Source organism: Streptomyces flavalbus (assembly GCF_042674625.1).
GTDB classification, from domain to species: domain Bacteria; phylum Actinomycetota; class Actinomycetes; order Streptomycetales; family Streptomycetaceae; genus Streptomyces; species Streptomyces flavalbus.
This window is the reverse complement of record NZ_JBHTEB010000001.1, coordinates 7,322,886-7,347,810: the sequence shown is the minus strand read 5'-3', so window position 1 is coordinate 7,347,810 and position 24,925 is coordinate 7,322,886. Positions and strand designations below refer to the sequence as shown.

At 73.2% G+C, this 24,925-nt stretch carries 28 protein-coding genes and 1 pseudogene; 13 read left to right on the top strand and 16 right to left on the bottom strand.

Annotation, left to right across the window (positions count from 1 at the left end; all coding sequences use genetic code 11):
- The first annotated feature begins 45 nt into the window (after positions 1 to 45).
- Positions 46 to 842 (top strand): annotated as a pseudogene (locus ACFQZ6_RS32855) (siderophore-interacting protein).
- Positions 843 to 857: 15 nt separating this feature from the next.
- On the opposite strand, the gene ACFQZ6_RS32850 reads toward ACFQZ6_RS32855, so the two are convergent.
- Positions 858 to 1,313, bottom strand: a complete 456-nt coding sequence (locus ACFQZ6_RS32850; protein ID WP_381616720.1) for an SsgA family sporulation/cell division regulator — start codon at positions 1,311 to 1,313, stop codon at positions 858 to 860.
- A gap of 246 nt (positions 1,314 to 1,559) precedes the next feature.
- Here ACFQZ6_RS32850 and ACFQZ6_RS32845 point away from each other — a divergent pair, with 246 nt between their 5' ends.
- Positions 1,560 to 2,858 (top strand): flavin-containing monooxygenase, encoded by a 1,299-nt coding sequence (locus ACFQZ6_RS32845; RefSeq protein WP_381618842.1) that lies wholly within the window; start codon positions 1,560 to 1,562, stop codon positions 2,856 to 2,858.
- Positions 2,859 to 2,926: 68 nt separating this feature from the next.
- Here the strand turns inward: ACFQZ6_RS32845 and ACFQZ6_RS32840 are convergent, their stop codons facing one another.
- From ACFQZ6_RS32840 to ACFQZ6_RS32815, 6 genes are all read right to left on the bottom strand, one after another.
- On the bottom strand, positions 2,927 to 4,054 hold the full coding sequence (locus ACFQZ6_RS32840; RefSeq protein WP_381616717.1) for a tryptophan dimethylallyltransferase family protein: 1,128 nt from the start codon (positions 4,052 to 4,054) through the stop codon (positions 2,927 to 2,929).
- Between the two features lie 254 nt (positions 4,055 to 4,308).
- Positions 4,309 to 5,664 (bottom strand): cytochrome P450, encoded by a 1,356-nt coding sequence (locus ACFQZ6_RS32835; RefSeq protein ID WP_381616714.1) that lies wholly within the window; start codon positions 5,662 to 5,664, stop codon positions 4,309 to 4,311.
- A gap of 16 nt (positions 5,665 to 5,680) precedes the next feature.
- Positions 5,681 to 6,274 (bottom strand): GTP-binding protein, encoded by a 594-nt coding sequence (locus ACFQZ6_RS32830; RefSeq protein WP_381616711.1) that lies wholly within the window; start codon positions 6,272 to 6,274, stop codon positions 5,681 to 5,683.
- Positions 6,249 to 6,626, bottom strand: a complete 378-nt coding sequence (locus ACFQZ6_RS32825; RefSeq protein ID WP_381616708.1) for a DUF742 domain-containing protein — start codon at positions 6,624 to 6,626, stop codon at positions 6,249 to 6,251. The genes ACFQZ6_RS32830 and ACFQZ6_RS32825 overlap by 26 nt, the downstream gene beginning before the upstream one ends.
- Positions 6,623 to 7,003 carry a roadblock/LC7 domain-containing protein gene (locus ACFQZ6_RS32820; protein WP_381618839.1) on the bottom strand — a complete coding sequence of 127 codons (381 nt, stop codon included), beginning with the start codon at positions 7,001 to 7,003 and terminating at the stop codon, positions 6,623 to 6,625. Before ACFQZ6_RS32820 ends, ACFQZ6_RS32825 begins: the two co-directional genes overlap by 4 nt.
- 14 nt (positions 7,004 to 7,017) lie before the next feature.
- On the bottom strand, positions 7,018 to 8,184 hold the full coding sequence (locus tag ACFQZ6_RS32815) for an ATP-binding protein (RefSeq protein WP_381616706.1): 1,167 nt from the start codon (positions 8,182 to 8,184) through the stop codon (positions 7,018 to 7,020).
- Positions 8,185 to 8,637: 453 nt separating this feature from the next.
- On the opposite strand from ACFQZ6_RS32815, the gene ACFQZ6_RS32810 reads away from it, so the two are divergent.
- Together ACFQZ6_RS32810 and ACFQZ6_RS32805 are read left to right on the top strand one after the other, a co-directional pair.
- Positions 8,638 to 10,068, top strand: coding sequence for a vanadium-dependent haloperoxidase (locus ACFQZ6_RS32810; RefSeq protein WP_381616703.1), 1,431 nt, complete (start codon positions 8,638 to 8,640; stop codon positions 10,066 to 10,068).
- Positions 10,069 to 10,198: 130 nt separating this feature from the next.
- Positions 10,199 to 10,939, top strand: a complete 741-nt coding sequence (locus ACFQZ6_RS32805) for a TRADD-N-associated membrane domain-containing protein (RefSeq protein WP_381616701.1) — start codon at positions 10,199 to 10,201, stop codon at positions 10,937 to 10,939.
- A 28-nt stretch (positions 10,940 to 10,967) separates the two neighbouring features.
- Here the strand turns inward: ACFQZ6_RS32805 and ACFQZ6_RS32800 are convergent, their stop codons facing one another.
- A complete protein-coding gene (locus ACFQZ6_RS32800; protein ID WP_381616698.1) occupies positions 10,968 to 11,429 on the bottom strand; it encodes a flavodoxin family protein in 462 nt (153 codons plus the stop codon).
- A gap of 373 nt (positions 11,430 to 11,802) precedes the next feature.
- Here ACFQZ6_RS32800 and ACFQZ6_RS32795 point away from each other — a divergent pair, with 373 nt between their 5' ends.
- The 4 genes from ACFQZ6_RS32795 (at position 11,803) to ACFQZ6_RS32780 (ending at position 15,317) form a co-directional block, all read left to right on the top strand.
- The gene (locus tag ACFQZ6_RS32795; protein ID WP_381616695.1) at positions 11,803 to 12,108 is read left to right on the top strand and encodes a hypothetical protein; all 306 of its coding nucleotides are present in this window, start codon (positions 11,803 to 11,805) and stop codon (positions 12,106 to 12,108) included.
- Between the two features lie 14 nt (positions 12,109 to 12,122).
- Positions 12,123 to 12,377 (top strand): hypothetical protein, encoded by a 255-nt coding sequence (locus ACFQZ6_RS32790; protein ID WP_381616693.1) that lies wholly within the window; start codon positions 12,123 to 12,125, stop codon positions 12,375 to 12,377.
- A gap of 131 nt (positions 12,378 to 12,508) precedes the next feature.
- A complete protein-coding gene (locus ACFQZ6_RS32785; RefSeq protein ID WP_381616690.1) occupies positions 12,509 to 13,780 on the top strand; it encodes a hypothetical protein in 1,272 nt (423 codons plus the stop codon).
- A gap of 172 nt (positions 13,781 to 13,952) precedes the next feature.
- The gene (locus ACFQZ6_RS32780) at positions 13,953 to 15,317 is read left to right on the top strand and encodes an FAD-dependent oxidoreductase (protein ID WP_381616688.1); all 1,365 of its coding nucleotides are present in this window, start codon (positions 13,953 to 13,955) and stop codon (positions 15,315 to 15,317) included.
- A gap of 67 nt (positions 15,318 to 15,384) precedes the next feature.
- Here ACFQZ6_RS32780 and ACFQZ6_RS32775 read toward each other — a convergent pair whose 3' ends face one another.
- The 4 genes from ACFQZ6_RS32775 to ACFQZ6_RS32760 form a co-directional block, all read right to left on the bottom strand.
- Positions 15,385 to 15,759, bottom strand: a complete 375-nt coding sequence (locus ACFQZ6_RS32775) for a hypothetical protein (RefSeq protein WP_381616685.1) — start codon at positions 15,757 to 15,759, stop codon at positions 15,385 to 15,387.
- Between the two features lie 88 nt (positions 15,760 to 15,847).
- The gene (locus ACFQZ6_RS32770; protein WP_381616682.1) at positions 15,848 to 16,360 is read right to left on the bottom strand and encodes a roadblock/LC7 domain-containing protein; all 513 of its coding nucleotides are present in this window, start codon (positions 16,358 to 16,360) and stop codon (positions 15,848 to 15,850) included.
- A 38-nt stretch (positions 16,361 to 16,398) separates the two neighbouring features.
- A complete protein-coding gene (locus ACFQZ6_RS32765) occupies positions 16,399 to 17,187 on the bottom strand; it encodes a hypothetical protein (RefSeq protein WP_381616679.1) in 789 nt (262 codons plus the stop codon).
- On the bottom strand, positions 17,184 to 17,588 hold the full coding sequence (locus ACFQZ6_RS32760; protein WP_381616676.1) for a hypothetical protein: 405 nt from the start codon (positions 17,586 to 17,588) through the stop codon (positions 17,184 to 17,186). The genes ACFQZ6_RS32765 and ACFQZ6_RS32760 overlap by 4 nt, the downstream gene beginning before the upstream one ends.
- 288 nt (positions 17,589 to 17,876) lie before the next feature.
- Between ACFQZ6_RS32760 and ACFQZ6_RS32755 the strand changes: the two genes are divergently transcribed.
- The 4 genes from ACFQZ6_RS32755 to tgmB all read left to right on the top strand — a co-directional run bounded on the left by ACFQZ6_RS32755 (position 17,877) and on the right by tgmB (position 20,926).
- The gene (locus ACFQZ6_RS32755; RefSeq protein WP_381616673.1) at positions 17,877 to 19,001 is read left to right on the top strand and encodes a hypothetical protein; all 1,125 of its coding nucleotides are present in this window, start codon (positions 17,877 to 17,879) and stop codon (positions 18,999 to 19,001) included.
- Between the two features lie 128 nt (positions 19,002 to 19,129).
- Positions 19,130 to 19,456, top strand: a complete 327-nt coding sequence (locus ACFQZ6_RS32750) for a DUF1232 domain-containing protein (protein ID WP_381616670.1) — start codon at positions 19,130 to 19,132, stop codon at positions 19,454 to 19,456.
- A gap of 277 nt (positions 19,457 to 19,733) precedes the next feature.
- On the top strand, positions 19,734 to 19,925 hold the full coding sequence (tgmA, locus tag ACFQZ6_RS32745) for a putative ATP-grasp-modified RiPP (protein WP_381616668.1): 192 nt from the start codon (positions 19,734 to 19,736) through the stop codon (positions 19,923 to 19,925).
- Between the two features lie 17 nt (positions 19,926 to 19,942).
- Positions 19,943 to 20,926 carry an ATP-grasp ribosomal peptide maturase gene (tgmB, locus tag ACFQZ6_RS32740; RefSeq protein WP_381616665.1) on the top strand — a complete coding sequence of 328 codons (984 nt, stop codon included), beginning with the start codon at positions 19,943 to 19,945 and terminating at the stop codon, positions 20,924 to 20,926.
- 18 nt (positions 20,927 to 20,944) lie between these two features.
- On the opposite strand, the gene ACFQZ6_RS32735 is transcribed toward tgmB, so the two are convergent.
- The 4 genes from ACFQZ6_RS32735 to ACFQZ6_RS32720 all read right to left on the bottom strand — a co-directional run bounded on the left by ACFQZ6_RS32735 (position 20,945) and on the right by ACFQZ6_RS32720 (position 24,252).
- Positions 20,945 to 21,163, bottom strand: coding sequence for a hypothetical protein (locus ACFQZ6_RS32735; protein WP_381616662.1), 219 nt, complete (start codon positions 21,161 to 21,163; stop codon positions 20,945 to 20,947).
- A gap of 172 nt (positions 21,164 to 21,335) precedes the next feature.
- Entirely contained in the window at positions 21,336 to 21,584 is a 249-nt protein-coding gene (locus tag ACFQZ6_RS32730; RefSeq protein WP_381616659.1) for a DUF5133 domain-containing protein, read from the bottom strand.
- Positions 21,585 to 21,768: 184 nt separating this feature from the next.
- Positions 21,769 to 23,535 carry an ABC transporter ATP-binding protein gene (locus tag ACFQZ6_RS32725; RefSeq protein WP_381616656.1) on the bottom strand — a complete coding sequence of 589 codons (1,767 nt, stop codon included), beginning with the start codon at positions 23,533 to 23,535 and terminating at the stop codon, positions 21,769 to 21,771.
- 156 nt (positions 23,536 to 23,691) lie between these two features.
- Entirely contained in the window at positions 23,692 to 24,252 is a 561-nt protein-coding gene (locus ACFQZ6_RS32720) for a hypothetical protein (RefSeq protein WP_381616654.1), read from the bottom strand.
- A gap of 319 nt (positions 24,253 to 24,571) precedes the next feature.
- Here ACFQZ6_RS32720 and ACFQZ6_RS32715 point away from each other — a divergent pair, with 319 nt between their 5' ends.
- Positions 24,572 to 24,802 (top strand): DUF397 domain-containing protein, encoded by a 231-nt coding sequence (locus ACFQZ6_RS32715; protein ID WP_381616651.1) that lies wholly within the window; start codon positions 24,572 to 24,574, stop codon positions 24,800 to 24,802.
- Positions 24,803 to 24,925 lie beyond the last annotated feature (123 nt).

Here is a 24,925-nt window from a genome sequence, read left to right as displayed (position 1 = left end):
GTCGTCAGTAAGGCTAGGAACCTCACCTTCATGTCGACGACACGGATGCCGAACACGCCCAGGCTCTACCAGGCCGAAGTCGCCCGCTCCGAGCGGGTGTCACCCTCCCTGCACCGGGTGACCGTCACGGGCCCGGACCTCGTCGACTTCCCCTGGCTCGGCTACGACCACCGGTTCCGGCTCTTCCTCCGGTTGCCGCACCAACGCGCGCTGCGGCTGCCGGAGCTGGCGGACGGCCGGTGGTGGCACGCCTACCTCGCCATCCCCGAGGACGAACGCCCGCACTGCGCCAACTACACCGTCGCCGACCACCGGCCGGGCGCCGCGGAGCTGGACATCGACTTCGTCGTCCACCACGGCCCGAGCGGCGAACCGGAGGGCGGCGCCGCGATCTGGGCCTGCCGGGCCGCCCCGGCGACGCGCTCGCCGTCCTCGACCAGGGCCTGCTGTTCGACCGCCCGGCGGACGCCTCCGAGGTGCTCATCGTCGCCGACGAGAGCGGACTGCCCGCCACCACCGGCATCCTGCGCTCACTGCCCCGCGACACCGTCGGCCGCCTCATCCAGGAGGTCCCCGCCCCGGGCGACCGGCGCCCGCTGGACGCGCCCGCCGCGCTCACGGTCACCTGGGTCGTCCGCGACTCCCCCGACACCGTTCCGGGCACCGCCGCCCTGACGGAACTGCGCCGCCACACCCGCGTCGACCCCACCGGATACGCCTACGTCGTCGGGGAGTCGGCGCTCGCCGCCGAGGGGCGCAGGCACCTGCACGGCGCGGGGCTGCCCAAGGACCGCATCACGTTCTCCGGCTACTGGAAGCACCGGGGGCGCGAGGCCGCCTGAACCGGCCGGGCGCGCTCATCCCCCCTCCAGCAGCTCCGCCGCCAGCGCGTCCCAGTCCACCCCGGCCAGCTCGGTGCCGTCCGGCACCACCTCGTAGGTGCCGCGCAGCCAGTTCTCCAGCGTCCTGAGGTCCGCCTCGAACAGCGCCTGGACGCCCCGCGACCGCAGCCGCAGGCACACCTTCCACCGGCCTCTGCCGCGCAGCGGCCAGATCCGCACGTCGCCCTCGCCGGTCGCCTCCGTCAGGCCGTCGGAGAGCAGGTCGCGGCCGATGTGCCAGGTCACCCGCGGCCCCTCGGCCGGGCGGAAGGTGACGGAGACGGTGAGCGGGCTGGCCGGGTCGTAGCGGAGGTCGGCGGCGAGCGGGACGCGCAGCGCGTTCCACACCACGCGGTGGACCCGCAGGGACAGCGGCGCCACGCGCCGGGGCAGCGGGCGGCGGGCCGGGGAGCCGGGCAGGTGGTCGGTCATGGCGGGTGGTTCCCTTCGGGGGGCGGCCGGTACGCCTTCACAGTCGCCCGCGGACGCCCCGTGCACACCCGTCTGCCGACCGCGCGCCGCTTCTGCGTCAGGTCGCGCCCCCGGCCCGCCGCGAACCCCCGCACCGCCGCTCGCGGCAGTGACGTGGGCGACAGCGCGGGCGGGTGTGAACGCCGGGACCCGTGGGCAGTCAATGGCCGTGCGAAACGAACTGGTGTCGGTTTTGTGGGGGTCACCGTGCGCGTGTGCGTGATCGGTGCAGGTCTGTCCGGGCTGGCTGTGGCGCGTGCGCTCAAGGAGCGCGGGATCGGCTTCGTCTGCCTGGAGAAGGCGCCCGACGTCGGCGGGATCTGGCGGCGGCCGGGGGCCGGTGAGCCCGGTCCCGGCTATCTGTCGCTGCACCTGAACACCGCCAAGCAGCTCACCGCCTACCGCGACTTCCCGATGCCGGACGCCTACCCGCTCTACCCGCGGCACGACGAGGTCGCCGCGTACCTGCGGGCGTTCGCCGAGTGGACGGGGGTGCTGGACCGGATCGAGACGCGCACCGAGGTCGTGTCGGTACGGCGGCGGGACGACGGCCTGTGGACGGTGCTCAGCCGGGACGCGCAAGGCACGGTGACCGCGCGGCAGTTCGAGCAGGTGATCGTCGCCTCCGGGCACAACTCCGCGCCGTCGCTGCCCAGTCCGCTGCCGCCGGGCGCCGACACCTTCAGCGGAACGATCCTGCACTCGCTGGACTACCGCGACGGCTCCGACTTCACCGGCCAGCGCGTCGTCGTCGTGGGCCTCGGCGCCTCCGCGGTGGACATCGCCGCCGACCTCTCCCGGCACGCCGGGCGGACCCTGCTGTCGGTCCGCCGGGGACTGCACATCCTGCCCAAGCAGCTCTTCGGGCTGTCCCTCGACGAGATCGCCGAGGCGCCCTGGTGGACCGGGATGTCCTTCGAGGAGCAGCGCCGGTTCGTGGAGCAGGCGCTGCTCGTGGCGCGGGGCAGGCTGGGCGACTACGGGCTGCCCGAGCCGGACCACCCGGTCTTCTCCTCTGCGGTGACCATCTCCGACGAGATCCTCAGCCGCATCCGGCACGGCACGGTCACGCCGAAGCCGTCCATCGCGTCCTTCGACGGTCCCCTGGTCACCTTCGCCGACGGCACCTGGGCCGAGGCGGACGCCGTGGTGTACTGCACCGGCTTCCGCATGGACTTCCCCTTCCTGCCCGCCGGGTGCCCGGCCGGGGCGGACGGCGCGGTGCGGCTGTACAAGCGGGCGGTCGCGCCGGAGCGCCCCGGGCTGTACTTCGTGGGGCTGGTCCGGCCGCTGGGCGCCATCACGCGGCTGGTGGAGGCGCAGGCGCACTGGCTGGCCCGGATCATCGCCGGGGAGACCGGGCTGCCGCCCGCCGAGGTGATGCGCGCGGAGATCGACGCGTACCTCGACGGGATCGCGGCCCGCTACGGCCGCACCGAGGGCGCCTCCATCCAGGTGGACGTCGGCCCCTACCTGGGCGAACTGCGGGAGGTGCAGGCCGTCTAGCCGTCCGCTCCCCCGCCCCGCGCCACCGGAGGCTCCCCGCGGGCCGTCCGCCGGGAGCCTCCCGGGTGTCAGTGCACCACCTCCAGCGGGGGTGTCACGGCCCGTTCGTTCGGCGGGCGGACGGCGTACGCCTCACAGGAGAGGTACGCCGTCACCCGCGGCGGGCTGCCCTGCTGGTGGACGAGGGCCAGGTAGGCGATCAGGCCGACCCCGTCCTCCGGACGCCGGTCGGTGACGGCGGCCAGGGCGCGGGCCAGCGGCGCCGGGTCCATGCCGTGGCGGCGCAGCACCGCCGACGCGCGGGCCAGGGACTCGCCGTCGTGGGGGGCGTAGTCCCGGACCGGGATGTGCAGGGTGAAGCCGGTCGGACGGGCCACCGCACTGTCGGTGAGTGCATGACACGTCAGGGCCGGACGGCGGTCCAGGCTGGGCAGGCCGGGACCCGCCACCGTACGGAAGAACTCCGCCACGCTCTCGGGGTCGGGCCCGCCCGCCACCCGGGACAGGCCCGGTGCCTCGGTGGGTGAGAGGCGGTCGTGGCGGAGGTAGACCTTGACCCGGGGGGTGTCCCAGTCGCCGAGGTCCAGGGCGAGGAAGGGGTAGCCGTCGGCGTCCGGCAGGGCCGCGAGGGCCCGGCCGTGACCGAGGCGGCGGAGGGCCTCGGCCAGCGTCTGGGCGGCCCGCTTGCGTCCCGCCGCCGCCGGGTTGAGGTACACCTTCACCCCCGGCACGCCGCCGGGCCGCAGCTCCAGCGCGGTCCACAGGGCGAGCGGGCCCTTGGGGGACGCGGGCAGGAACAGGTCCGCCAGGGCGTCGAGCCGGTCGGTGGCGAAGTTCCAGCGTCCGGCCATGGCCCGGACGGCCCTCAGCCCCTTGCGGCCGGTGCGTGCCAGGCTGCCTGCGCCGCAGCCTGGTTCCACCAGCACGCGCAGGGCGGGTGCCGTGCCGGGCCGGAAGGAGAGGGAGAACTCCACCGGGGTGTGGTCGTCGGACAGGAAGGACTCGGCGGCCGGGGGCAGGTCGAGCGGCCGGGCGGCCACCGCCCCCAGCGCCTCGGTCAGGACGTCCGCGTAGGTGTCGGCGTCGGCGTCGGACAGTCCCGCGACGCCGCTGAGCCGGTGCAGTTGCCGGGTGGTGAGGTCGCCGAGGGTGGATATGCCGGGCCCCTGGCGGTCACCGGTCCTCAGGGGGGTCACCAGGCGGCCCGCAGGGGCTCGGCGGGGGCAAAAAGATACCCGCCTGGTGGGGCGGGTACCGGGGTGCGGTCCGACGGTAGGGGTTGTGGTCTGCCGGGACGATATGCGACATCGACAGATATGTGACGCATCACGCCTCCTCTGCCTCGTAAGCGTTCGGATGCCGCGTTGCTCACTACCCGTACCGTTGAACCTTCATGCGGTGTACGAAAGTTGGTGCGCTGTGGAGTGCGTCACTCCATGATCCCGTCGGGTCAGCCCTTCATCCAGTTGAGGAAGCTGCTCCAGAGCCCGCGCTCGGGCTTGCGCGCGGGCGCCGCGGCGGCCGGGGTGTCGGCGACCGGGGTCCGCGGGGTCTGCTGCTGCGCGGTGGGCTGGCGCAGCGGGCGGATCGGGGTGAAGCGGGCGGGCAGGGTGGCCAGGGCCCGGTTGAAGGGCCCCGGACGCCACGTCAGGCTGTCCTCGGGTACGGCGAGTTCGATGTCGGGCAGGTGGTTGAGCAGGTTCTCGATCGCCGTCACCGTGATCTGCCGGGCCGGTTCCTTCGACGGGCAGGCGTGCGGGCCCGCGCTCCATGCCAGGTGGGCGCGGTTGCTGCCCGCCTTGCGGGCGGCCGACAGCGCCGGGCCGGTGTTGGCGGCGGCGAAGCCGACCAGCACCAGGTCGCCCGCCTGGAGGTGCTGTCCGGCGAACTCCATGTCCGACGCCGGGTAGTGCGGCGCGTAGTTGGACATGGGAGGGTTCTCCCACAGCGTGTCGTCGATGGCCTCCTCGATCAGTCCGCCCTCGCGGGCGTACCGGTCATGGGTGAGGAGCCGGTGCAGGGTGTTGCCGATCAGGTTGCGCAGCGGTTCGGCGCCCGCGCCGAGCAGCAGGGCGAGCTGGTGGACCATCTCCTCGTCGGTGAGGGCCGCCTCGTGCTGCATCAGCCAGGAGGTGACGTCGTCGCCCGGCCGGGACCGCTTGATGGCGACGAGTTCCCCGACGGCCTGGAAGAGGACCCCGACCGCTTTCTCCGCGTTGACGCCGTCGAACATGCCGGAGATGCCGAACAGCACCCGGTCACCGATGTCGGCGGGGCAGCCGAACAGCTCGTTGAAGACGAACAGCGGGAGCTGCTTGGCGTAGTCACCGAGCAGGTCGGCCGAACCGCGGGTGCCGACCTGGGAGATGAGGTAGTCCGAGATCTGCTCGGTGCTGCGCGCCAGCCGCCTGCTGTCCACCTTGGCGAAGCTGTCGGTGACCGCCTGGCGCAGCCGGATGTGCTCCGCGCCGTCCGCGAACATGCAGTTGGGGCGGTACGCCAGCAGCGGGGCGACGGGGCTGTCCGGGCTGACCTTGCCCTCGTTGAAGGCCCGCCAGCGGCGCGCGTCCTTGCGGAAGGAGGTGGAGTCCTGGAGCAGTTGCAGGGCCGTCGCGTAGTCCGTGACCAGGGTGGCCTCGACGCCGGGGCTGAGTTCCACGGGGGCGGCGGGGCCGTAGTGGCGCAGGAACTCGTAGTAGGCCTGCGGGTCGGCCGCGAACTCCGGCCCGTACAGCGGCACCCGGCCGCCCGAGCCGTGGGCCGGGCACCCCGGCGGGGGGACCGGGGTGGTGGGTTGAGCGTCCATGTGTACGTTCAGCTTCCTAGTGGGCACGGTCCAGCAGATAGCGGACGAGGGTGGTGAGCGCGGCGGCCGACGACTTCTCGTCGCGGGCGTCGCAGGTGACGACGGGGGTGTCGTCCAGCAGGTCGAGCGCCTCGCGCAGGGCCGCCTCGGTCCGGTCGGGGGAACCGTCGAAGTGGTTGACGGCGATGGCGTAGTCCAGGCCGTACTGCTCGATCAGGTCGATCACGGCGAAGGAGTCCGCCAGCCGCTCGGGGTCGACCAGCACCAGCGCGCCGAGCGCGCCGCGCGCCATGTCCTCCCACATCTGCACGAAGCGGAGCTGCCCGGGGGTACCGAACAGGTACAGCACGACCCGGTCGCTGATCGTGAGGCGGCCGAAGTCCATGGCGACCGTGGTGGTGGTCTTGCCGTGCACGCCCTTGAGGTCGTCGACGGACTCGGCGGCCCGGGTCATCGTCTCCTCGGTGGACAGCGGCTCGATCTCGGAGATCGAGCCGATGAACGTCGTCTTGCCCACCGCGAAGTGCCCGACGACCAGGATCTTGACGGCCGTCTGCGCCGCCCCGCCGCGGACGTAGTCCCGCTCACCCAAACTTGGCGCGGAGCCCATTCAGCACCTCCTCCAGGATCTGCCGCTCGGCGAGCGGCGCCCGCTGCACCGGCGGGCGGGTGATGAGGTAGCCGCCCTCCGCGAGCGAGGCGAGCAGGATCCTCACCACGCCCAGCGGAAGCCGGGTGTGCCCGGCGACCTCGGCGACCGAGAGGTACCCGGCCGAGCAGACGTCGAGCAGGCTCTGTTCCTCGGGGGACAGCCGGGTCGGCCGCTGGGCGTGGTCCTCCGCCGCGGTGACCAGGGTGATGAGGGAGAGCTGTTCCTCCTGGGGCAGTCCGCGCCCCTTGGTGATGACGTACGGACGCACTAATTCGGCGCCCTCCGGCCCCCACTCCTCCTGGCCCGTCATGAGCGGGCGCCGAGGTTCTCGCGCGGCGGCGTCATCAGTTCCTTGCCGAGCCTGCCGACGAGCTGCTGCATCCGGAAGGTGATGTCGGCCATGTCGACGTCCGGCGAGGCCGAGACGGCGAGGTAGGCACCCTCACCGGCGGAGATCAGGAAGACCCAGCCGCCGTCGAACTCGACCAGCGTCTGCCGCCACCGCTGGCTGGGGTCCTCACAGAAGAACCCCAGGGACCGGCTGAGCGACTGCACCCCGCTCATCGCGGCGGCGACCCGGTCGGCGTCGTCCTTGTCGAAGTCCTTCGTACGGGCCATCAGCAGACCGTCGGCGGATATCAGGACCGCGTGCAGTGCGCCGGGAATCTCCAGGGCGCTGTCGAGCATCCACGACAGATCGTTCACGAGACCTCATGCCCTTCGCTGCTTGCTTCACGTGTGCGGCTCGTCTGGTCCCCCGTGTCGGGCTGCGCGGCCCGGCCGGACCGCGTGCCCCGCTGGAAGGCGCCCATGATCGCCGCGGTCTCCGCGCCGGAGCGGGGGGCGGCGTCGCCCGCGTCGCCGGAGCTGGTGCCCGGCACGATGGCCATGGGCCGCTTGCGGCGGCGCCGGGGCAGTCCGTCGGCGGTCGAGCCGGTGGTCAGCGCGGGCTCGGGTCCGCCGTCGCGGGCGGTGCCGTTCGGGGTGGCCGGTGCCTTCTTCTCGGGCATTCCGGTGAGCAGGTCGTGCGGCAGCAGAACGACGGCGCGTACACCTCCGTAAGGGGAGGTGGAGTCCACGGCCACCTCGAAACCGAACCGCTCGGCGAGCACACCGATGACCGCGAAGCCGAACTGCGGCGGGTTGCCGAGACCGGAGACGCCGGAGGCGCGTTCGCTGGAGAGCAGTCGCTGGGCGCGTACGCGTTCCTCGTCGCTCATGCCGACACCGGCGTCGTCGACGATGACGCAGATGCCCTTGGGCACGGGCCGGATGTTGATCTCGACGACGGTGTCCGGGCTGGAGTAGCTGGTGGCGTTGTCCAGCAGCTCCGCGAGGGCGAGCGCGACCGGCTCGACGGCCCGGCTGGTGATGCCGAAGTCCACCTGGGAGAGGATCTCCACCCGGCGAAAGTGCCGGATCCGGCCCTGCGCGCTGCGCACCACGTCGTAGACCGAGGCGACGTCCCGGCGACCGCCCAGCCAGCCGTCGCAGAGCACCGCGATGGACTGCGCGCGGCGGCCGAACTGCGAGTTGGTGTGGTCGATCTCCAGGAGGTCCTCCAGGATGACCGAGTCACCGTACTTGGCCTGGAGCCGGGAGAGGACGAGCTGCTGTTCGGCGGCGAGACCCTGAAGCGTCCGCATCGCGGACTTCAGTACGGTCTTCGTCGCGTCGTCGGCCTGTTCCTGGGCCGCTCGGACGGACTGTGCGTAGTCGTTCTCCAGCTCCGTGTAATGAGCCTTGAGGCCCTGGATCTCCTGCCGCAGATTCCGTGCCGCCCTGCGTTGGCGGACAAGGAGCGCGACGGCGACAACGATGACAGCGAGCAGCGCCAACAGCGCCGCAATCACTATGTATTCCGTCATAAGACTCTCTTCAGGCGACTGACAGCCCGCTTGCTTGATGTACGTCTCTGTGCGGATGCCCCGGCGGACCGCTCGCACCGGGGGTGGCTGCCCAGGCTGCTGTCCCTGACGTCGGAAGATGCCGTCGTGCACCCATCCGCCCGCTCCGCAAACGCGGTGATCGTATCACCGGACAATCGCATGAATGGACGTCAACAAAGCCGTCCTTGAGGGGCCTTGGAGCGGTGGAACGGGCCCGGAGCACTCCCTTACGGATGTGAAAAGTCGCGGAATTACCGATTCTCCCGGAACTTGCGCCGCGCCCCGAGACGTCGCCCCTTCAAGTGGGGCGAACCGCGCACCACTTTCATCACGGGGAAGTAGAACCGGGGGATTCGTATGAGTGACCGCCGTTTTGCCGCACGGCAGCTACGCGTCCGCGCGGCCGAAGCGGAATTCCAGCGTCAGGTACCCGTGCAGACGGCGAACGGGGAGGAGTCGGACTACGCGCCGCTGCCGTTCATCGCGAACTACTCCAAGGGGCTGCCGCACGACCGGCTGGGCGAGGTGGACCCGGCGGCCTACAACCTGCTGCGCCGGGCGCTGCACACCGGGCGGCACGAGGACTTCGAGCGGATTCCGCTGGCCGGTCCGCGCAAGCTGGTCAACCCGCAGGCCGGGCTCGCCTTCGACCTCCAGGGCCCGGACGCGCAGGCGCTGACGGTGCCGCCCGCGCCGCGCATCGACAGCGCGCAGGGCGCCGCCGAGGCGGTCGAGCTGTACTGGATGGCACTCTGCCGTGACGTGCCGTTCACCGACTTCGCCGCCAGCCAGGAGGCCGCCGACGCGGCCGCCGAGCTGACCGCGATGCCCTCCCTCGCCGGTCCCACCGAGCGCGGCGAGGTCACCCCGCGGACCCTCTTCCGCGGGACCACGCCGGGGGACCTCGTGGGGCCGTACCTCTCGCAGTTCCTGCTCAAGGACATCCCCTACGGCACGCTGCTGATCAAGCAGACCCTGGACACCCTGGTCCGCCCGGTCGACCACCTCACGACGTGGGACGACTGGCTGGAGGTGCAGAACGGCGACACCACCGTCCCGGACCAGCGCGACTTCACCCGGCGCCGCTACGTCCAGACGCCGCGCGACCTCGCCCACTACGTCCACTTCGACGCGCTGTACGAGGCGTACCTCAACTCCGCGCTCATCCTGCTGGGCAGCGGCGCCCCGGTGGACGCGGGCAACCCGTACCAGTACTCCCACAACCAGGAGGGCTTCGGCACCTACGGCGGCCCGCACCTGCTGTCGCTGGTGACCGAGGTCGCCACCCGCGCGTTGAAGGCCGTCTGGTACCAGAAGTGGTACGTGCACCGGCGGCTGCGGCCGGAGGAGCTGGGCGGCCGCATCCACCAGCACCTGAGCAACGTGCGCGAGTACCCGGTCCACTCCGGCGTCCTCGGCTCGACCGCCGTCGACCGGGTCTTCAAGAAGTACGGCAGCTACCTGCTCCCGCAGGCGTTCCCCGAGGGCAGCCCCACCCACCCGGCCTACGGCGCCGGGCACGCCACCGTGGCGGGCGCCTGCGTGACCATCCTCAAGGCGTGGTTCGACGAGCGGCACCTGCTCACCGACCCGGTGGTACCCAGCAAGGACGGCAAGAGCCTCAAGCCGTACACGGGCGCGGACGCCGGACGGCTGACGGTCGGCGGCGAACTGAACAAGGTCGCCGCCAACGTGGCCATCGGCCGGAACATGGGCGGGGTGCACTGGCGCAGCGACTACACCGCCTCGGTGCGCCTCGGTGAGGAGATCGCGATCGGGCTGCTGCGGGAGGCCAGGGAATCGACCCTGGAGGACGCGTACTTCAGCCTCACCCGCTTCGACGGCACCACCATCTCCGTCTGACCCGCACGGTACGACGGTGTGCCACCGGTGACGGTCCCCGGGCCGTCACCGGTCGCACCCCTCGGCTGCCGCCCGGCCGCTGACGGCCAGTAAGGTGCCGTTACTCGGGCGCACTTGGGGGGACGACGACATGGACCCGATCCTGACCGGCCTGGCGGCTTCCAGCCTGGCCTCGGCCGCGGGCAGCGACGCCTGGCGGGCGGCCGTCGATCGTCTCCGTGCCCGGCAGCGGGGCGCGGGCCAGCGGGAGCAGCCGGGGCAGCCCGGTGACCCCTTCCAGGAGTCCCCGGTCGGCTTCCCGGGCGCCACGGACGGCGCCACCCCCGACGGCTCCGGTACCGCCGCCGACCCCACCACGACGGTGCCGCACCAGAGCCCGGCCGCCCTGTCGGACGTCCTGGAGGACTACTACGAGAAGGTCGGCCGCCGCGCCGACGTCAGCTTCTTCGCCGCGATCGCCGCCGCCGTGCTCGGCTACCTCATCATCGTCGCGGGCATCCTGGTGGGCATCTACCGCTCCGACGACCTGGTGCTCTCCGTGGTCGCCACCGCGTCCGGCCTCTTCTCCCAGGTGCTGTCGTTCTTCTTCTTCCGCAACCGGGCCGAGGAACGCCGGATGATGATCCAGGCCCTGGCCGACCTGCGGCAGGACGCCGAGCGCAACGCCCGCGCCACCCGCGCCCTCGAACTGGTGGCCCAGGTACAGCAGCCGCTGCTGCGGGACAACCTCGCCGCCGCCATCGCGCTGGAGCTGAGCGGGGTCACGCCCGACCTGAAGAACCTGCACGGCTCACTCCAGCTCTTCGCCACGGCGCCGGGCAACGGTCACGGCAACGGTCATCCGGCCGCGTCCGGCGAACGGCCGGTGTGACGCGACGGGCCCGCGGACCCGCAGCCCCTCAGGCGCCCTCGTCCATCAGCCCGGCCGCGAGTGTCGCCCCCAGTTCCCAGCACGCCTCCACGTCGGCCTTGCCCGGCTCCCCGGTGACGGTGACGGGCTCCGCGGCGCGCCGCCAGCCCAGGCCCGTGGTGATCGACTCGATGGCCCGGACGGCGCCCGTGACGTCGTTCCCGCCATGCACGTAGTAGCCGAAGGGCCTGCCCCGGGTGGCGTCCAGGCAGGGGTAGTACACCTGGTCGAAGAAGTGCTTGAGGGCGCCGGACACATAGCCGAGGTTCGCCGGGGTGCCCAGCAGGAAGCCGTCGGCGCCGAGCACGTCCGACGCCGTCGCGGCCAGCGCCGCCCGCCGCACCACCCGTACGCCCTCGATCTCCGGTGCCGTCGCACCCGAGACCACGGCCTCGAAGAGGGCCTGGCAGTTCGGGGAGGGCGTGTGATGCACGATCAGCAAGGTGGCCACGGGCGAACCCTGCCGCCTCCCCGCCACCGACCGCAAGCCGCCCCGCGGACCCGGAGACCTCCCGCAGGTGGAGCCCCGCTGTCGGCCACGGCGGGCGGACCGGGCCCGGACGCCGCGAGCACCCGCGGTTCACCGCGATTCCTCGTTCGTGGTCGACCCGTGCGGGCTCGGCCGCGCGCCGTAGGCTCTCGTCACGGGCCTGACCGGGCTGGTGACGGTGCGGGGGCGAAGTGCGCTGGTCGTTGGCGGAGTTGCCGAATCTGCGGATTCCGCCGCCTGAACTCACCGTCGCAGTGCTGGGCCCATCCGGGACCGGGCCGCGCTGGGTCCGCCGGAGGGCCTCGCGGCGCACGACCGTCAGTGGTGGTACGCGATGGCTGGCGCGGTCTGCGAACGGCTGGGCGACCCGGACGGCACCGTGCGCCACTTCGCCACCGCGCTGGCCGAGCTCGACGCTGACAGCGACGACCGGCCAGACGTGGAGTTCCGGCTCGGCGTCGCCCTGCACTCCCGCTTCCCCGCGGGCGGACCGCCCGGCGACGTCGACGAGGCGATCCGCCTCTTCCGCGGCGTGCTGACGGTGGCCGACCCGGGCGGTTGGCCGCGCCTGATGGCCGCCACGCACCTGGCGCGCTGCCTGGCCGACCGGTTCACGGCCGCCGGGGCCCGGCCGACCTGACGGCGGCGACGACCGTGCTGGAGGAGGAACTCGACGTCGCCGGTCAGCCGCCATGTGCCGCCGCCGACCACGATCCCGAGGAGGTCCGTACCTGGATCTCCGCGCTCGACGTGCTCGGCGAACGCCTGCGTGAGCGGGCCGAACTCGGCCATGACGAGGGCCTGCTGGCCATGGCCCTGGACCGGGCTGGCGCCGCCCTGGCCATCGCCGGGGACGACCCCGGGCTGCGCGCGGCGCGGCGGCCACCCCGAGGTGTCCCGGGCCCTTGAGGCGTCATCCACGCGCCTCACCCAGGTGGCGCTGCCCCGGTGGGGGCCCTAGTAATGGGCAGGGTAAGCACCACGTGCCGCCTTCGGAGGGGCAGGGGGCGGCCGTGTACCACTCCCCCCTGGAGCGCAGCATGACCACGCCCTCATCGTCACCCACCCCTTCGGACCCGACCGCCACGGCAGCGGCCGGACCGGCACCGGCGCCCATGGCGCCGCCGGTCTCCGGCGCGGCACCGGCGCCCGGCACCGAACCGATGCCCGTGACCGAACCGGTGCCCACCACGGAACCGGTACCCGCCGCCGAACCACCGCCCCGCCCGGCCCACGATCCCGACCCCGCCCCGGGCGAGGACGAGGGCGGGGCACCCCCGGCGAAACCGGCGGCGCCGCCGACCCTGGTGCCCCTGGCGCCGGACACTCCCGCCCCCGCACCCCGGCAGGCGACCCCCACCGTCGACTACGGCGGCGCGGCCGGTGAGCTGGTGCACGCGGCCGTCAGCGACCGGCCGCTGGAGGAGGTCATCCGCATCATCACCCTGCTGGAGGAGTCACCCGAGCACGCGGGGGCCGTCGTCGACGTCCTGCGGGCGGTCGCGGTGGACCGCCCGGTGGACGACGTCGCCCGGCTGATCACCGAGCTGACCCGGCCGCCGCGCCAGCCGGACAGCGCGGACATCGCGATCCGCACGGCGGTCGAGACCCGTACGGTCGAGGAGGTGTCGCGGCTGATGGAGCTGCTGCACGAGACGCCGGTGCAGCCGCACTGCGGGCAGGAGGCCGTGCACGCCGCCGCCACCGGCCGCCCCGTCGAGGAACTCGTGGAGCTGATAGGGCGCCTGGCGCGCGAACGGCACGGTGACGTGCCCGCCCTGGACCAGGAGCCGGAGCCCCCGGCCGGTGGTCCGGGACGGGCCCACCCGGTGGCGGTCGTGCGCGGGCCGGTGCGGGTCCGGCGCGACCGGGACCGGGAGCGGTCCGGCAGGTCCGCGTTCTGGCCGAGCTGGCTCGCCGCCGCGGCCCTGCTGGTGTGCGGCGCGGCGCACTTCCCGCTGCTGCGCGAGGGCGTCCCCCTCAGCGTCTACACGGCGACCCTGGCGGTGTCGGGACTGTGCGTCGTCCTGGCCGTCGTGGTGGCCTGCCGGGTGACCCCGGCCGTGCTCCTCGCGGGCGTGCTGGTGCCCGCGGTGCTGGCCGGGGCGGTGGTGTCCGAGGGCTGGGTGCGGGCGCCGCAGCTCTCGCAGGCGCTGGGCATCATGGTGGCGCCGCCGTGGAGCGCGGGCCTGACCGCGGTGTGCGCGTCGCTGGCCTCGCTGGCGGCCCTGCTCCTGCTGCTGATGCTCCAGCTCACGGACCGGCACCCGCCGACGCGGCGGCCCTACGAGGCTAGCCGGGTGGCGGACTGACGGAGGCTCAGCCGTGGCAGGGGTGGTCGGTGGCACACCGCCGACCACCCCTTCTCGTCGCTCATAACCCCAGCTTATGAGCCCATAGATCGAACCCCCGTACCGACTTAGGCTTGCCTTAGCTTAGGCTTCCCGTTCGAGTCGCCTGTCCTCGCTCGAAGGGAACCTGATCATGCCCCGCCCCCTGCGGGTAGCCATCGTCGGAGCCGGCCCCGCCGGGATCTACGCCGCCGACGCCCTGCTCAAGTCCGAGGTGGCCGCCGACCCCGGCGTGTCCATCGACCTCTTCGAGCGGATGCCCGCGCCGTTCGGCCTGATCCGTTACGGCGTGGCTCCCGACCACCCCCGCATCAAGGGCATCATCACCGCCCTGCACCAGGTCCTGGACAAACCGCAGATCCGGCTCTTCGGCAACGTCGACTACCCGACCGACATCAGCCTGGACGACCTGCGCTCCTTCTACGACGCCGTGGTCTTCTCCACCGGCGCGACGGCCGACCGCAACCTGCCCATCCCGGGCATCGACCTCGACGGCTCCTACGGCGCCGCCGACTTCGTCTCCTGGTACGACGGCCACCCGGACGTGCCGCGCACCTGGCCGCTCGACGCCGAGAAGGTCGCCGTGCTCGGCGTCGGCAACGTCGCCCTCGACGTGGCCCGCGTCCTCGCCAAGACCGCCGACGAGCTGCTGCCGACCGAGATCCCGCCGAACGTCTACGCGGGCCTGAAGGCCAACAAGGCGCTTGAGGTGCACGTCTTCGGCCGCCGCGGTCCGGCGCAGGCGAAGTTCAGCCCGATGGAGCTGCGGGAGCTGGACCACTCCCCCAACATCGAGGTCATCGTCGACCCCGAGGACATCGACTACGACGCGGGCTCCATCGAGACCCGGCGCGGCAACAAGCAGGCCGACATGGTCGCCAAGACCCTGGAGAACTGGGCGATCCGCGACGTCGGGGACCGCCCGCACAAGCTGTACCTGCACTTCTTCGAGTCGCCCAGCGAGATCCTCGGGGAGGACGGCAAAGTCGTCGGCCTGCGCACCGAGCGCACCGAGCTGGACGGCACGGGCAACGTCAAGGGCACCGGCAGGTTCACCGACTGGGACGTCACCGCCGTCTACCGCGCGGTGGGCTACCTCTCCGACAAGCTGCCCAAGCTGCCCTGGGACCTCGACTCGGGCACCGTCCCCGACGAGGGCGGCCGGGTCATCGAGGAGAGCGGCGCGCACCTGCGGTCGGTGTACGTCACCGGCTGGATCCGGCGCGGCCCGGTCGGTCTGATCGGCCACACCAAGGGCGACGCCAACGAGACGGTGTCGAACCTGCTGGACGACTTCGCGCAGGGGCGGCTGCACGAGCCCTCGGCGCCCGCGCCCGAGGCGGTGGACGCCTTCCTCGCCGAGCGCGAGGTCCGCTTCACCACCTGGGACGGCTGGTACAGGCTGGACGCCGCGGAGAAGGCGCTCGGCGAGCCGCAGGGCCGCGAGCGGGTGAAGATCGTGGAGCGCGAGGACATGCTCCGCGAGAGCGGCGCGTAAGCCTGGCGCGCGGTCCGGCGTGGGCGCCCCTGACGGGGGGTCCACGCCGGACGCGTCTTCGCCGTGGTCAGACCTCCAGCTCGTTCTCGATCTTGCGGAGCTGGTGGCGGGCCATCGCCAGGTTGGCGCGGCCGGAGTCGAGCACGAGGTAGAGGAACAGGCCCTTCCCGCCGCGCCCCTTGATCAGGCGGATCAGGTGGTACTGGCTGCTGAGGGTGATGAGGATGTCCTCGATCTCCTCCTTCAGGCCCAGGTGCTCCATCGTGCGCAGCTTGGACCGTACGACGTCGGTGTTCCCGGCCGCCGCCACGTCCAGGTCGAACGTCTTGCTGCCGCCGAGGGTGCCGAGGGCCATGCCGCTGGTGTAGTCGACGAGCGCGGCGGCCCGCGCGCCCTCGATGGAGCTGAGGCATTCCTTGAGCGAGGTTTCCAGGTTGGCCATGGGAGGGGTCCTTTCGAGCGGTGGTGATGGTCGGGCCGGTGCTCCGGGGTGAGCGGTCCGGCGGGGACGGGGGCCGGGACCGGGCGGCTCAGCCGCCGGTCTCGGGCTGCGGCCGGGCGCGGGACCCGGCCGGGGACGGGGGCCGCCGTGGGGCGCGGACCGGGAGGGTGCCGATGGGGCGCTCGGGGTCCGGGTCGGCCACCGGCCGCCGGACCGTGTCGTCCGGGCCGACGCGGGCGGCCACCAGCTCACCGATCCGCACGCCGCTGCGCCGCCCCTCCAGGTGCAGCCGCCCGACGTTGACGCGGTCGTCGGCGAGCAGCGTGAGCACCGCGGAGGGGCCCGCCGTGTAGGTGGCGACGTAGCCGTCGGCGCCGCGCAGGAGCAGTTCGCGGAAGTCGCCGCGGGCGGTGAGGTCGGCCATGCGCTGGGCGACGCCGAGGGCGGCGGCGGTCACCGCCGCGAGCGACTCCGGTTCGGTGCCCGGCGCGTCCTGGGCGAGGACGAGGCCGTCGACGCTGGCCGCCAGGGAGCCGGTGAGCTGGGGCAGCCGGGAGCGCAGTCGGCGCAGTTCGTCCAGGACGTCGGCCTCCACGGCCATGAGCAGTCTCCTTTCGGCACGCTGTCGGCGCGCGCGGATCACAGGGCCTCCAAGGCGTCTCGAAGCCGTCGCAGCAGCGCCGTGTCGGGGTCCTCCACCACGGGCGGCAGCCAGTCGGGCGGGGGGCCGTGCGGTGCGGGGGGCCGCGGTGCCGGGGTGACGAGTCCGTCGGCGGCCAGGCGGCGCAGCTCCACCAGGGTGTGGAAGGCGCGGCAGGCCAGGGCCGACGCGATCTGGGCCGCCGTACGCTCGCCGTCGATCTCGGCGAGGACGCGGCGGCGGCGCGCGGGCAGCGTCCGGGCGCGGGGGCGGGCACCGGTGGCGAGGGGGGCACGGGCGAGGGGGGCGCTGTCGACGTCCGGCCGGGGCCATATCCCGTCCAGCAGGGCGCGGCGGCGGGCGCACTCGCGCAGCAGCACGTCCACCGGCACCGGGCGCACCGCGCCGATCCAGTGCGCGGCGCCCGCGCGGAACCGTACGTCGTCCGCGCCGGGCCCGAGGACGAAGTACGCGGCGTCGAAGAGGGCGCCGAGGTGGCACAGCTCCAGGGCGCCCGCGGCCAGCCGCCCGCTGTCGACGAGCTGGCGGCCGACCCGGCGTCGGGCACCCGCCCGGTCCACGGCGTCCCGCCAGCCGTCGGGGTCGACGGCGGCGCTGCGGGTGAGCAGGGCGCCGAGGTCCGGGGCGACGGGCGACTCGGCGTGGGTGACCCGGCCGTCGGTGAGGTAGAGGGCGCCGGTCGCGCCGAGCAGGACGCCGGTGGCGCGCTGGTCGGCGAGCGCGGCGAGGCAGTGGGCCGCGGTGCGCACGTCGGGGGCGGTGGTCATCCGAGCACCAGCCGCTCGGCGAGTTCCGCGAGGCGGATGCGGGCCAGCGCGAGGTTGCCCTCGGCGCGCCCCAGCCACAGGTGGAGCACCACGCTGCTGTCGAACGCCGTGGTCACGAACCGTACGACGTGGTAGTCGTCCGGTGTGGTGAGGATCACGTCCTGCACGGGCGGTTCCTTGCCCGGTGCGGTGGCGTCGCCCGCGTCGGCCGGGCGGAAGGAGGCGCTCTCCGCGGCGAGCCGGGCCAGTTCGGCGGTCTCCGCGGCGGCGGTCTCCAGGTCGCCGCCGGGTGCCTCACCGACGGCGCCCAGGGCGAGCCCGCTGATCCAGTCGATCACCGCGGCGCCCCGGGCGCCGGGCAGGCGCATGGCGTCCAGCAGACTCTCGTCGATCCCGGGCACGCCGGATCCCCTCCCCGTGTACGGCCGTACGGCGAACGCGGGACCGACGCTACGGACCGTGCGGGACCCGGGGAACGCTTCCGCACTTTCGTTCGGAATATGCCAACAGGTGTTCTTTTCTGACCATCACAGGATCGAGCGCCACACGGTTGACGACGCCCGGCGCACACACGCCGGTGACCCTCGCCACGCACCCCGGTGACCCTCGCCACCGCCCCCCGGTGATCCGGAACCGCTCCCGGGGGCGATACTGGCTGATACCCGACGCCCTCGTTCCCTGCTGGAGCCATGCCGAGTTCGCCCGCCGACCGCCCCCCGACCGCCCCGACCCTGTGGCTGGCCCGCGGCCACCAGCCCGGTCCCGACGCCCCCGGCACGGTCCGGCGCACCCTGCGCGCGCTGGCGGAGCGCGGGGTGATCGACGGCCATCTCGAACCGCCGGGGACGGGCGGGGACGGCGCGCACGTCTTCGAGGCCCGCTGGCGGGTCGCCGGGGAGGTGACGGTGCGCGCCCGGCTCTCCCTCGACGGCGGCGCGTGGACGCTGGCGGCCGAGGCGGAACGGGCCTGGGACCCGCGCTGGCCGTCCCCGGCGACCATGTTCTGGCCCGCGGACGCCGACGCGGAGTGGGACCGGGAGGCCGACACGGGGCTGCGCCTGCGGGACATCAACCCCCTGCCGTCCGACGAGAAGGACTTGCGGCGGGTCCTGAAGGGCGCGGCGCGCGCCACCTGGACGGTGCACGTCGTCGTGCACGAGGCGATGACCCCGGACGCGCGCGGACGCCGCCCGCTGGCCGCGCTGCTGCCGCCGGGCCTGGCGCACCGGGTGGTGGAGCACCGCGCCGCCCCGCAGCAGCTCCGGTCGGTCAACTGGGCGCTGCGGGACCGCGGCGTCGAGGTGCCGCGCGGCGGCGCCGCGGTCCTGCCGGGCGATCCGGCGCCGGACGGCTGGAGCGCGGAGCGGTTCTCCGTGCGCACGGTGTTCCTGGACGGCTCGGAGCCCACCGAACTGCTCGACGCCGTGGGCCGCTTCGCCGCGCTGCCGCGGCCCCTGCCCGAGGGCGCCGACGCCGCCGTGACCGCCCTGCGCGAGGACTGGCACCTGCTCACCCTGGAGGAGGAGCTGGACCGCCAGCGGCAGTTGGTGACCATGTACGCCGAGGCGCTGGAGGCGATGACGCGTTCGCGGGACCTGTACCGGGAGGCCGCCGAGCGCGCCCACGAGGCGCTGGCCGCCTACCGGGACGCCCCCGCGCCCGGTCCGGAGAGGACCGGGGCCGCCTCCCGGGGGCCGTCCCCGTTCCAGCAGCTCACCCGCACGCTCGAACGCCTCAAGGGCGGCTCCAGGCCCCCGCGCCCCGTCCGGCACACGGACACCGAACCCGCGTCGGAGCGGCCCCAGGAGCAGTAGCCCCACGGTGGACGCCGGAACCCCCGTTCGGGTGGGTGGCCGTATTCCGTCGGCCATACCAACGCCATATGCGGGAATCCAGAAAGACGGGGCACGCGTCGAGCGGTGCACCGGACTGAGGAGGGCCCGTGGATTCGACCACAGCAGTACTCGTCGCCGTAGCGCTGGTCCTCGCGGCGCTGGTCCTCGCGGCGGCCGTGGCGCTCCTGGTGCGGCTGGTACGGGCGCGGCGCGGCCTGCGGCGCGCCGGGCTGCCGACCGGACCGCGCTGGGTGTTCTGGGGAGCGGTCCTGTACTTCGTCCTTCCGGCGGACGTACTGCCCGACCCCGTCTACCTGGACGACGTGGGCGTACTCCTGCTGGCCCTGCGCAGTCTGCGCGCCCCGCTGGCCGACAGGACCGGGCGGCCGGTACGGGAGCCGTCGACGGCCGGTCGCCCCACGGACACCGTCTGAGCGCCCCTCCGGCCCACCGGCGCGCAGCCCCCCGCCATGCGCCCCATTAACTACCGCACGCCCCCTGAGTGCTCCATGTCACAAACAGTCAACCGACAAGGGAACTCAACCGTCTCAGGTTCAGGACGGGCCAACTGGCCCACGACTACGGAGCGTAGGGAAACCATTCACTCGTTCGAATCGTATAAGTCCATGGAAAGCCTGGAGATCCAGCGGGCCAAGCGACGACACGGGATGTCGCCGCCTTGACCGGGGGAGCACCGAAAAGGGAGAGACGATGCAACCGTTCGCGCTGAACTACGCACGCCCCGCGGCGGATGTGGACCTGACCACTCCATACGCCTACGACGCCGGACTTCAGTTGAACGTGACCAGGGACGGTCGCATCGCCGCGACCGACCACGCGCTCCTGCGGGAGTTGGGCACCACGACCTCCACCGCCGGTTCGAAGACACACTTCGACGACTGACCACGGGCCGTCCGACGATGACCGTACTGATCCTGACCTCCGACGAGGACGTGACCGCGGACATGGTGGTCGTCCACCTGAACGCGTCCGGGGTCCCGGTGGTCCGGCTCGACCCCGCCGACCTGACCGGCGGGGTGGCGCTCTCGGGTGAGTACGTGCACGGCTCGTTCCGCGGTCATCTCTGGTCCGCGGGCCGTCTGTTGACCATGGACGGCCTGCGGTCGGTGTGGGTGCGCAGGCCCGGCACCCCGGCCGCCCGCGTGCCCCAGCCCTCCCCGTGGCTGACGGAGGAGTCCGCGCAGGCGCTGTACGGCATGTTGCGCAGCTCCGGCGCGCGCTGGATGAACCACCCCGACGCCGCCCGCAGGGCCCGGCACAAACCGTGGCAGCTCCGCCTCGCCCAGCGCAGCGGGCTGCCCGTCCCGGCCACCCTGATCACGACGTTCCCGCAGGCCGCCCGGGACTTCGCGGCCCGCTTCCCGGACCTGGTCGTCAAACCGGTCTCGGGCGCCCACCCCCAGGAGCCGCCGCGGGCGGTGCCGACCAGCAGGGTGGCGCCGGGCACCGACTTCGCCGCGGTGGCGTACGGCCCCACGCTGCTGCAACGGCGGATCGCCAAACGGGCCGACATCCGGCTCACCGCCGTCGGCGACCGGCTGCTGGCCGCCCGCAAGGAGGCGACGGCGGACGCCGACCCCGAGGAGGTGGACGTCCGGTTCGACCGGTCCCCGGCACCCTGGCGCCCGGCCGAGGTGCCGCCCCGCGTCGCGGACTCCGTCCACACCTACCTGCGGGAGGCCGAACTGGCGTACGGCGCCTTCGACTTCGTCGAGGACGGCGACGGGGTGTGGTGGTTCCTCGAGTGCAACCAGTCGGGGCAGTTCGGCTTCGTCGAGGTGGACACCGGGCAGCCCATCGCCCGCGCCATCGCCGACTGGCTCTCCCATCCGACGGGACGGCGCCCACCGCAGGTCAGGGATGTGAACAGCGTGGTGCCCTGACCCGGACGGGCCGCGCGCTCAGTGCGGGCGCGGGCCCGGCAGCATCCCCTGGCGCTGCCAGCCCGCGCCCGGGGCGGACGGATGGCGGTCGACGCCGGGTGGCGCGCCCGGTGCGCGCAGGGGGCGCATGACCAGCTCCAGTTCCCTGCCGACGCGTTCGGCCTCGCTGCGTACATGGGCGGGAACGTCTCCACGTTCCGCCACGAGTCGGTCGTAGATCGGGGAATCCTGGAACACCCGGCAACGCGCCTTTCCTCTCGGCAACCCATGAACATGGGCATGACTGCCGAGTGTAAGCGACCGGGCACGCCTCGGTGCGGACGGAGTAGAACCGCTGGAGCCGCCCCGGAGCCCGCCCCGTGCCCCGCGCGCCCCTCGGCCCGGTTCACACCCCCCGCCGCACCCCGGCTCAGCCCACCAGGGAGAGGTCGCCCTCCCCGTCGTTCTCCTTCTCCTTGTGCTGGTCCTCCGCCAGCAGGGCGTCCGCGCGGGCGATCGCGTCCTGGACGCTGGTCGTGCCCATCATCACGCAGAGTGTGTAACTGACGTCCTCCAGCTCCCGCGCCCTCGCGGGAACCGCGTGCTCGGACTGCGCGATCCGCAGCGCAGCGTAACGGGTGAGCTGTCTCCTGACGGCCTTCGGGTCCGGAACGATCACGGTGCGCCCCTCTCTCGATCTTCGGCTTCGCGTATGCCCGGGGAGCACCGGACCATTCCTGCCGTCCGGTCCTTTTCTCCCAAGTGACCAAATACCGTGGGTCATTCGCCTCGGAAGCGCGACGCGCGGGGCCGACGGCGCGCTCCCCCGCCGACGGCCCACACGCGGGGCGGTGCGGGGCGCGTCAGACGGCCTGCCCGCTGTGCAGTTCGGTGTAGGCGCCGCCGCGGCGCAGCAGCTCGTCGTGGGTGCCGGTCTCCAGGACCCGGCCGTCGCCCATCACCACGATCCGGTCCGCGCCGCGCACGGTGGACAGCCGGTGGGCCACCACGAAGGTCGTCCGGCCGTGCAGCAGCCGGGCCAGCGCCTGCTGCACCAGCGCCTCGGAGCGGGTGTCGAGGGCCGAGGTCGCCTCGTCCAGGATCAGCACCCTGGGGTCCCGGATCAGCGCGCGGGCGATGGCGAGCCGCTGCCGCTGCCCGCCGGAGAGCCGGGCGCCGCGCTCGCCCACGAGGGTGTCGAGGCCCTGCGGCAGCCGGTCGACGAACTCCAGCGCGTTGGCGTCCCGCAGCGCCGCCCGCACCGCCTCCTCGTCGGCGTCGTCCATGCCGTAGGCGACGTTCTCCCGGATGGTGCCGTCGAAGAGGATCGACTCCTGCGGTACGACGGAAACGAACCGCCGGTACGTGCGCAGGTCCAGGGTGTTCATGTCGGTGCCGTCGAGCAGCAGCCGCCCGGAGGTCGGCCGGATGAAGCCGATGACGAGGTTGAGCACGGTGGACTTGCCCGCCCCGGAGGCGCCGACCAGCGCGATGGTCTCCCCCGGCGCGACGGAGAGGCTGAGGTCGCGTACGGCGGCCCGTCCGCCGTCGTAGGCGTAGCCGACGTCCTGGAAGGTGACGGCGCCGCGCAGCGCGGTGAGTTCGGCCTTGCCCTCGTTGTCCTCCAGCTCGGGCGCCTGGAGCACCTCGCCGACCGAGCGCACCGACTCCAGGCCCTTGGTGATCACGGGCGCCAGACCGGCCAGCGTGGTCGTGGAGTTGGTGAGGGTGGTCAGGAAGGCGCTGAGCATGACGACGTCACCCGCGGTGACGCCCCAGACGTCGTAGTACGAGATCAGCGCGGCACCCGCGAGCACCAGCACGCCGACGACGTTGAGCACCACCCAGGCCAGCGAGCCGAACCGCCCGTTGACCAGGTCCAGGCGCATCCCGGAGTCGAGCAGCCGCGTCAGGGTGCCGTCCATGCGGCGCAGGGCCTTGCCCTCCAGGCCGTGGGCGCGGGTGACCGGTATCAGCCGGGTCATCTCCGTCACCCGGGAGGAGAGGGTCTCCACCTCGTGCCGGAAGTGCTCGTTGTGGGTGCGCAGCCGGGCCCTGAGGCGGGCGACGACCAGGGCGGCGGCGGGCACGATGACGAGGAAGACGGGCAGGAACTCCGGGGTGCGCACCCCGATGATCACCAGTCCGCCGATGAGGACGGTCCCCGCGCCGAGGCCGGTCTCCGCGGTCTGCTGCACCATCTGCTCGACCGTCTCGACGTCCCGGACCACCTTGGCCTGGAGCACCCCGGCGCTGACCCGGGAGTGGTAGCCGATGGAGAGCTGTTGCATCCGGGTGCACAGGGCCGAGCGCAGCGCGGTGCCCATGCGGCGCACGCTGCCGTAGAGGAGGCGGACGTAGAGCACGTGCAGGGGGTAGTTGACCAGCAGGATGAACATGATCACGCCGGTGCTGGTCCAGAGGGTGCTGATGGGCTGGTGCTGGACGACGGTGTCGATGATGGACGCGGTGATCAGCGGCAGCAGCCAGACGGGGCTGTGCTTGACGGTGAAGACGCCGACGGCGGCGGCGAGTCGCCAGCGGTCGGCGCGGAACAGGTAGGCGAGCGTGCGGACGGGGTGCTCGCCCCGGTAGCGGTGGTCGAGTGGTCTCTCCTGCGTCGGCGCCATCGGCGGTGTTCCTCCCAGTGCCCTGATGGAAGCGCTCTCGCGGGCAGCAAGCGCTTCCCTTCCCTTGCGGGCGAGGAGTACACCAGGTCGGGGCGGGACGGCGGGGACGTCCAGGGCGTGAGATCAGGACACCGGCGCCGGCGGGCGCGGGGGTGGTCAGCCCGCGGTCAGCGCCGGGTCCAGGGCGCGGGCCAGTTCCGCCGCGGCGCGGCCGAGTTCGCTCTCGTCGGCGGGGAGCTGGTCCGGCAGTCCGCGCAGCTCGCGCACGGCCTCGCGGGCGGCGCGCTCCCAGGCGACCGGGTTCTCACGGTGGTTGAGGAGCTTGGGGTAGGCGCTGGCGGTGCGCTCCCACTGGTCGGCGTGGGCGATGCTGGCGAGCAGCCGGACGACCTCCGGACGGCAGGTGACGTGCGGCAGCCGGGCCAGTTCCGCGAGGAAGGGGACCGTCGCGGCGGTGGCCTGCGCCACCACGAAGCCGTACTGGCAGATCCGGTCCCGCAGTTCACCGAGGGCGGCGGCGGCCGTCGGGGCGCCGCCCCAGGCGATCTTGTTGAGCAGCAGGGGGATCGCCGCGGCGGAGCCGGTGGAGTCCGCGAGGTCCGGCCAGGGCACCTCGCCCAGGCCCCGCAGGGGCTCCGCGGGCGCGGTCTCGTGGTCGGCGCGCTGGCTGTGCTGGTTGCGCTCGGTGCTCGGCTGGTGCGTCGGAGCGGTGCGCATGGCGTGGGCCTTTCCGCGGCGGTCAGGTCAGCGAAGGGGGCGGCGCGGCAGCCGGGCCGCGGCCGGGGGTGTTGCGCTGGGGCGCTCGGCGCACCGGTAGGGCCAAGGCGTCTCCCTGAAATGACGTCAGGCGTCGGCGTCGGCCGAGGGGTTGACGCCGAGGGCCATTATCCACGCCGACGGCGTCCGCGTGCAATTGCACGAGAAATTGCGCGGAATCGGGGTAGGAAGAGAGAGGCCCCGCGCACCGCGAGTCGTGCGGGCCCCCGGTGGGCGCACGGCCCCCCGGCGGAACGCGAGAAACGGCAAGGAGAAGCCAGTGTCAGCAACCCCCAACGGAGTGCGCGCCAGTTCCCTGGACGCCGCGTGGACCAAGAGCCAGCACAGCACCGCCGAGGGCAACTGCGTGGAGGTGGCCCATCTGACGGACGGGTCCATCGCGATGCGCAACTCCCGGGACCCGGAAGGGCCCGCGCTCATCTACACCGCGGCCGAGATGGCCGCGTTCCTCGCCGGGGCGAAGGACGGGGAGTTCGACCACCTGGTGTGACGCCGGGGCGCGTCCGGTGCCCCGGGGCCCCGCCGACAGCGGGCGCGCCAGGCGGAGTTGCCGCCCGGGAGGTGCGGTGCGGACGGGCGGACTGCGGTAGCGTGGTTGTCACTTCTGCCGTTT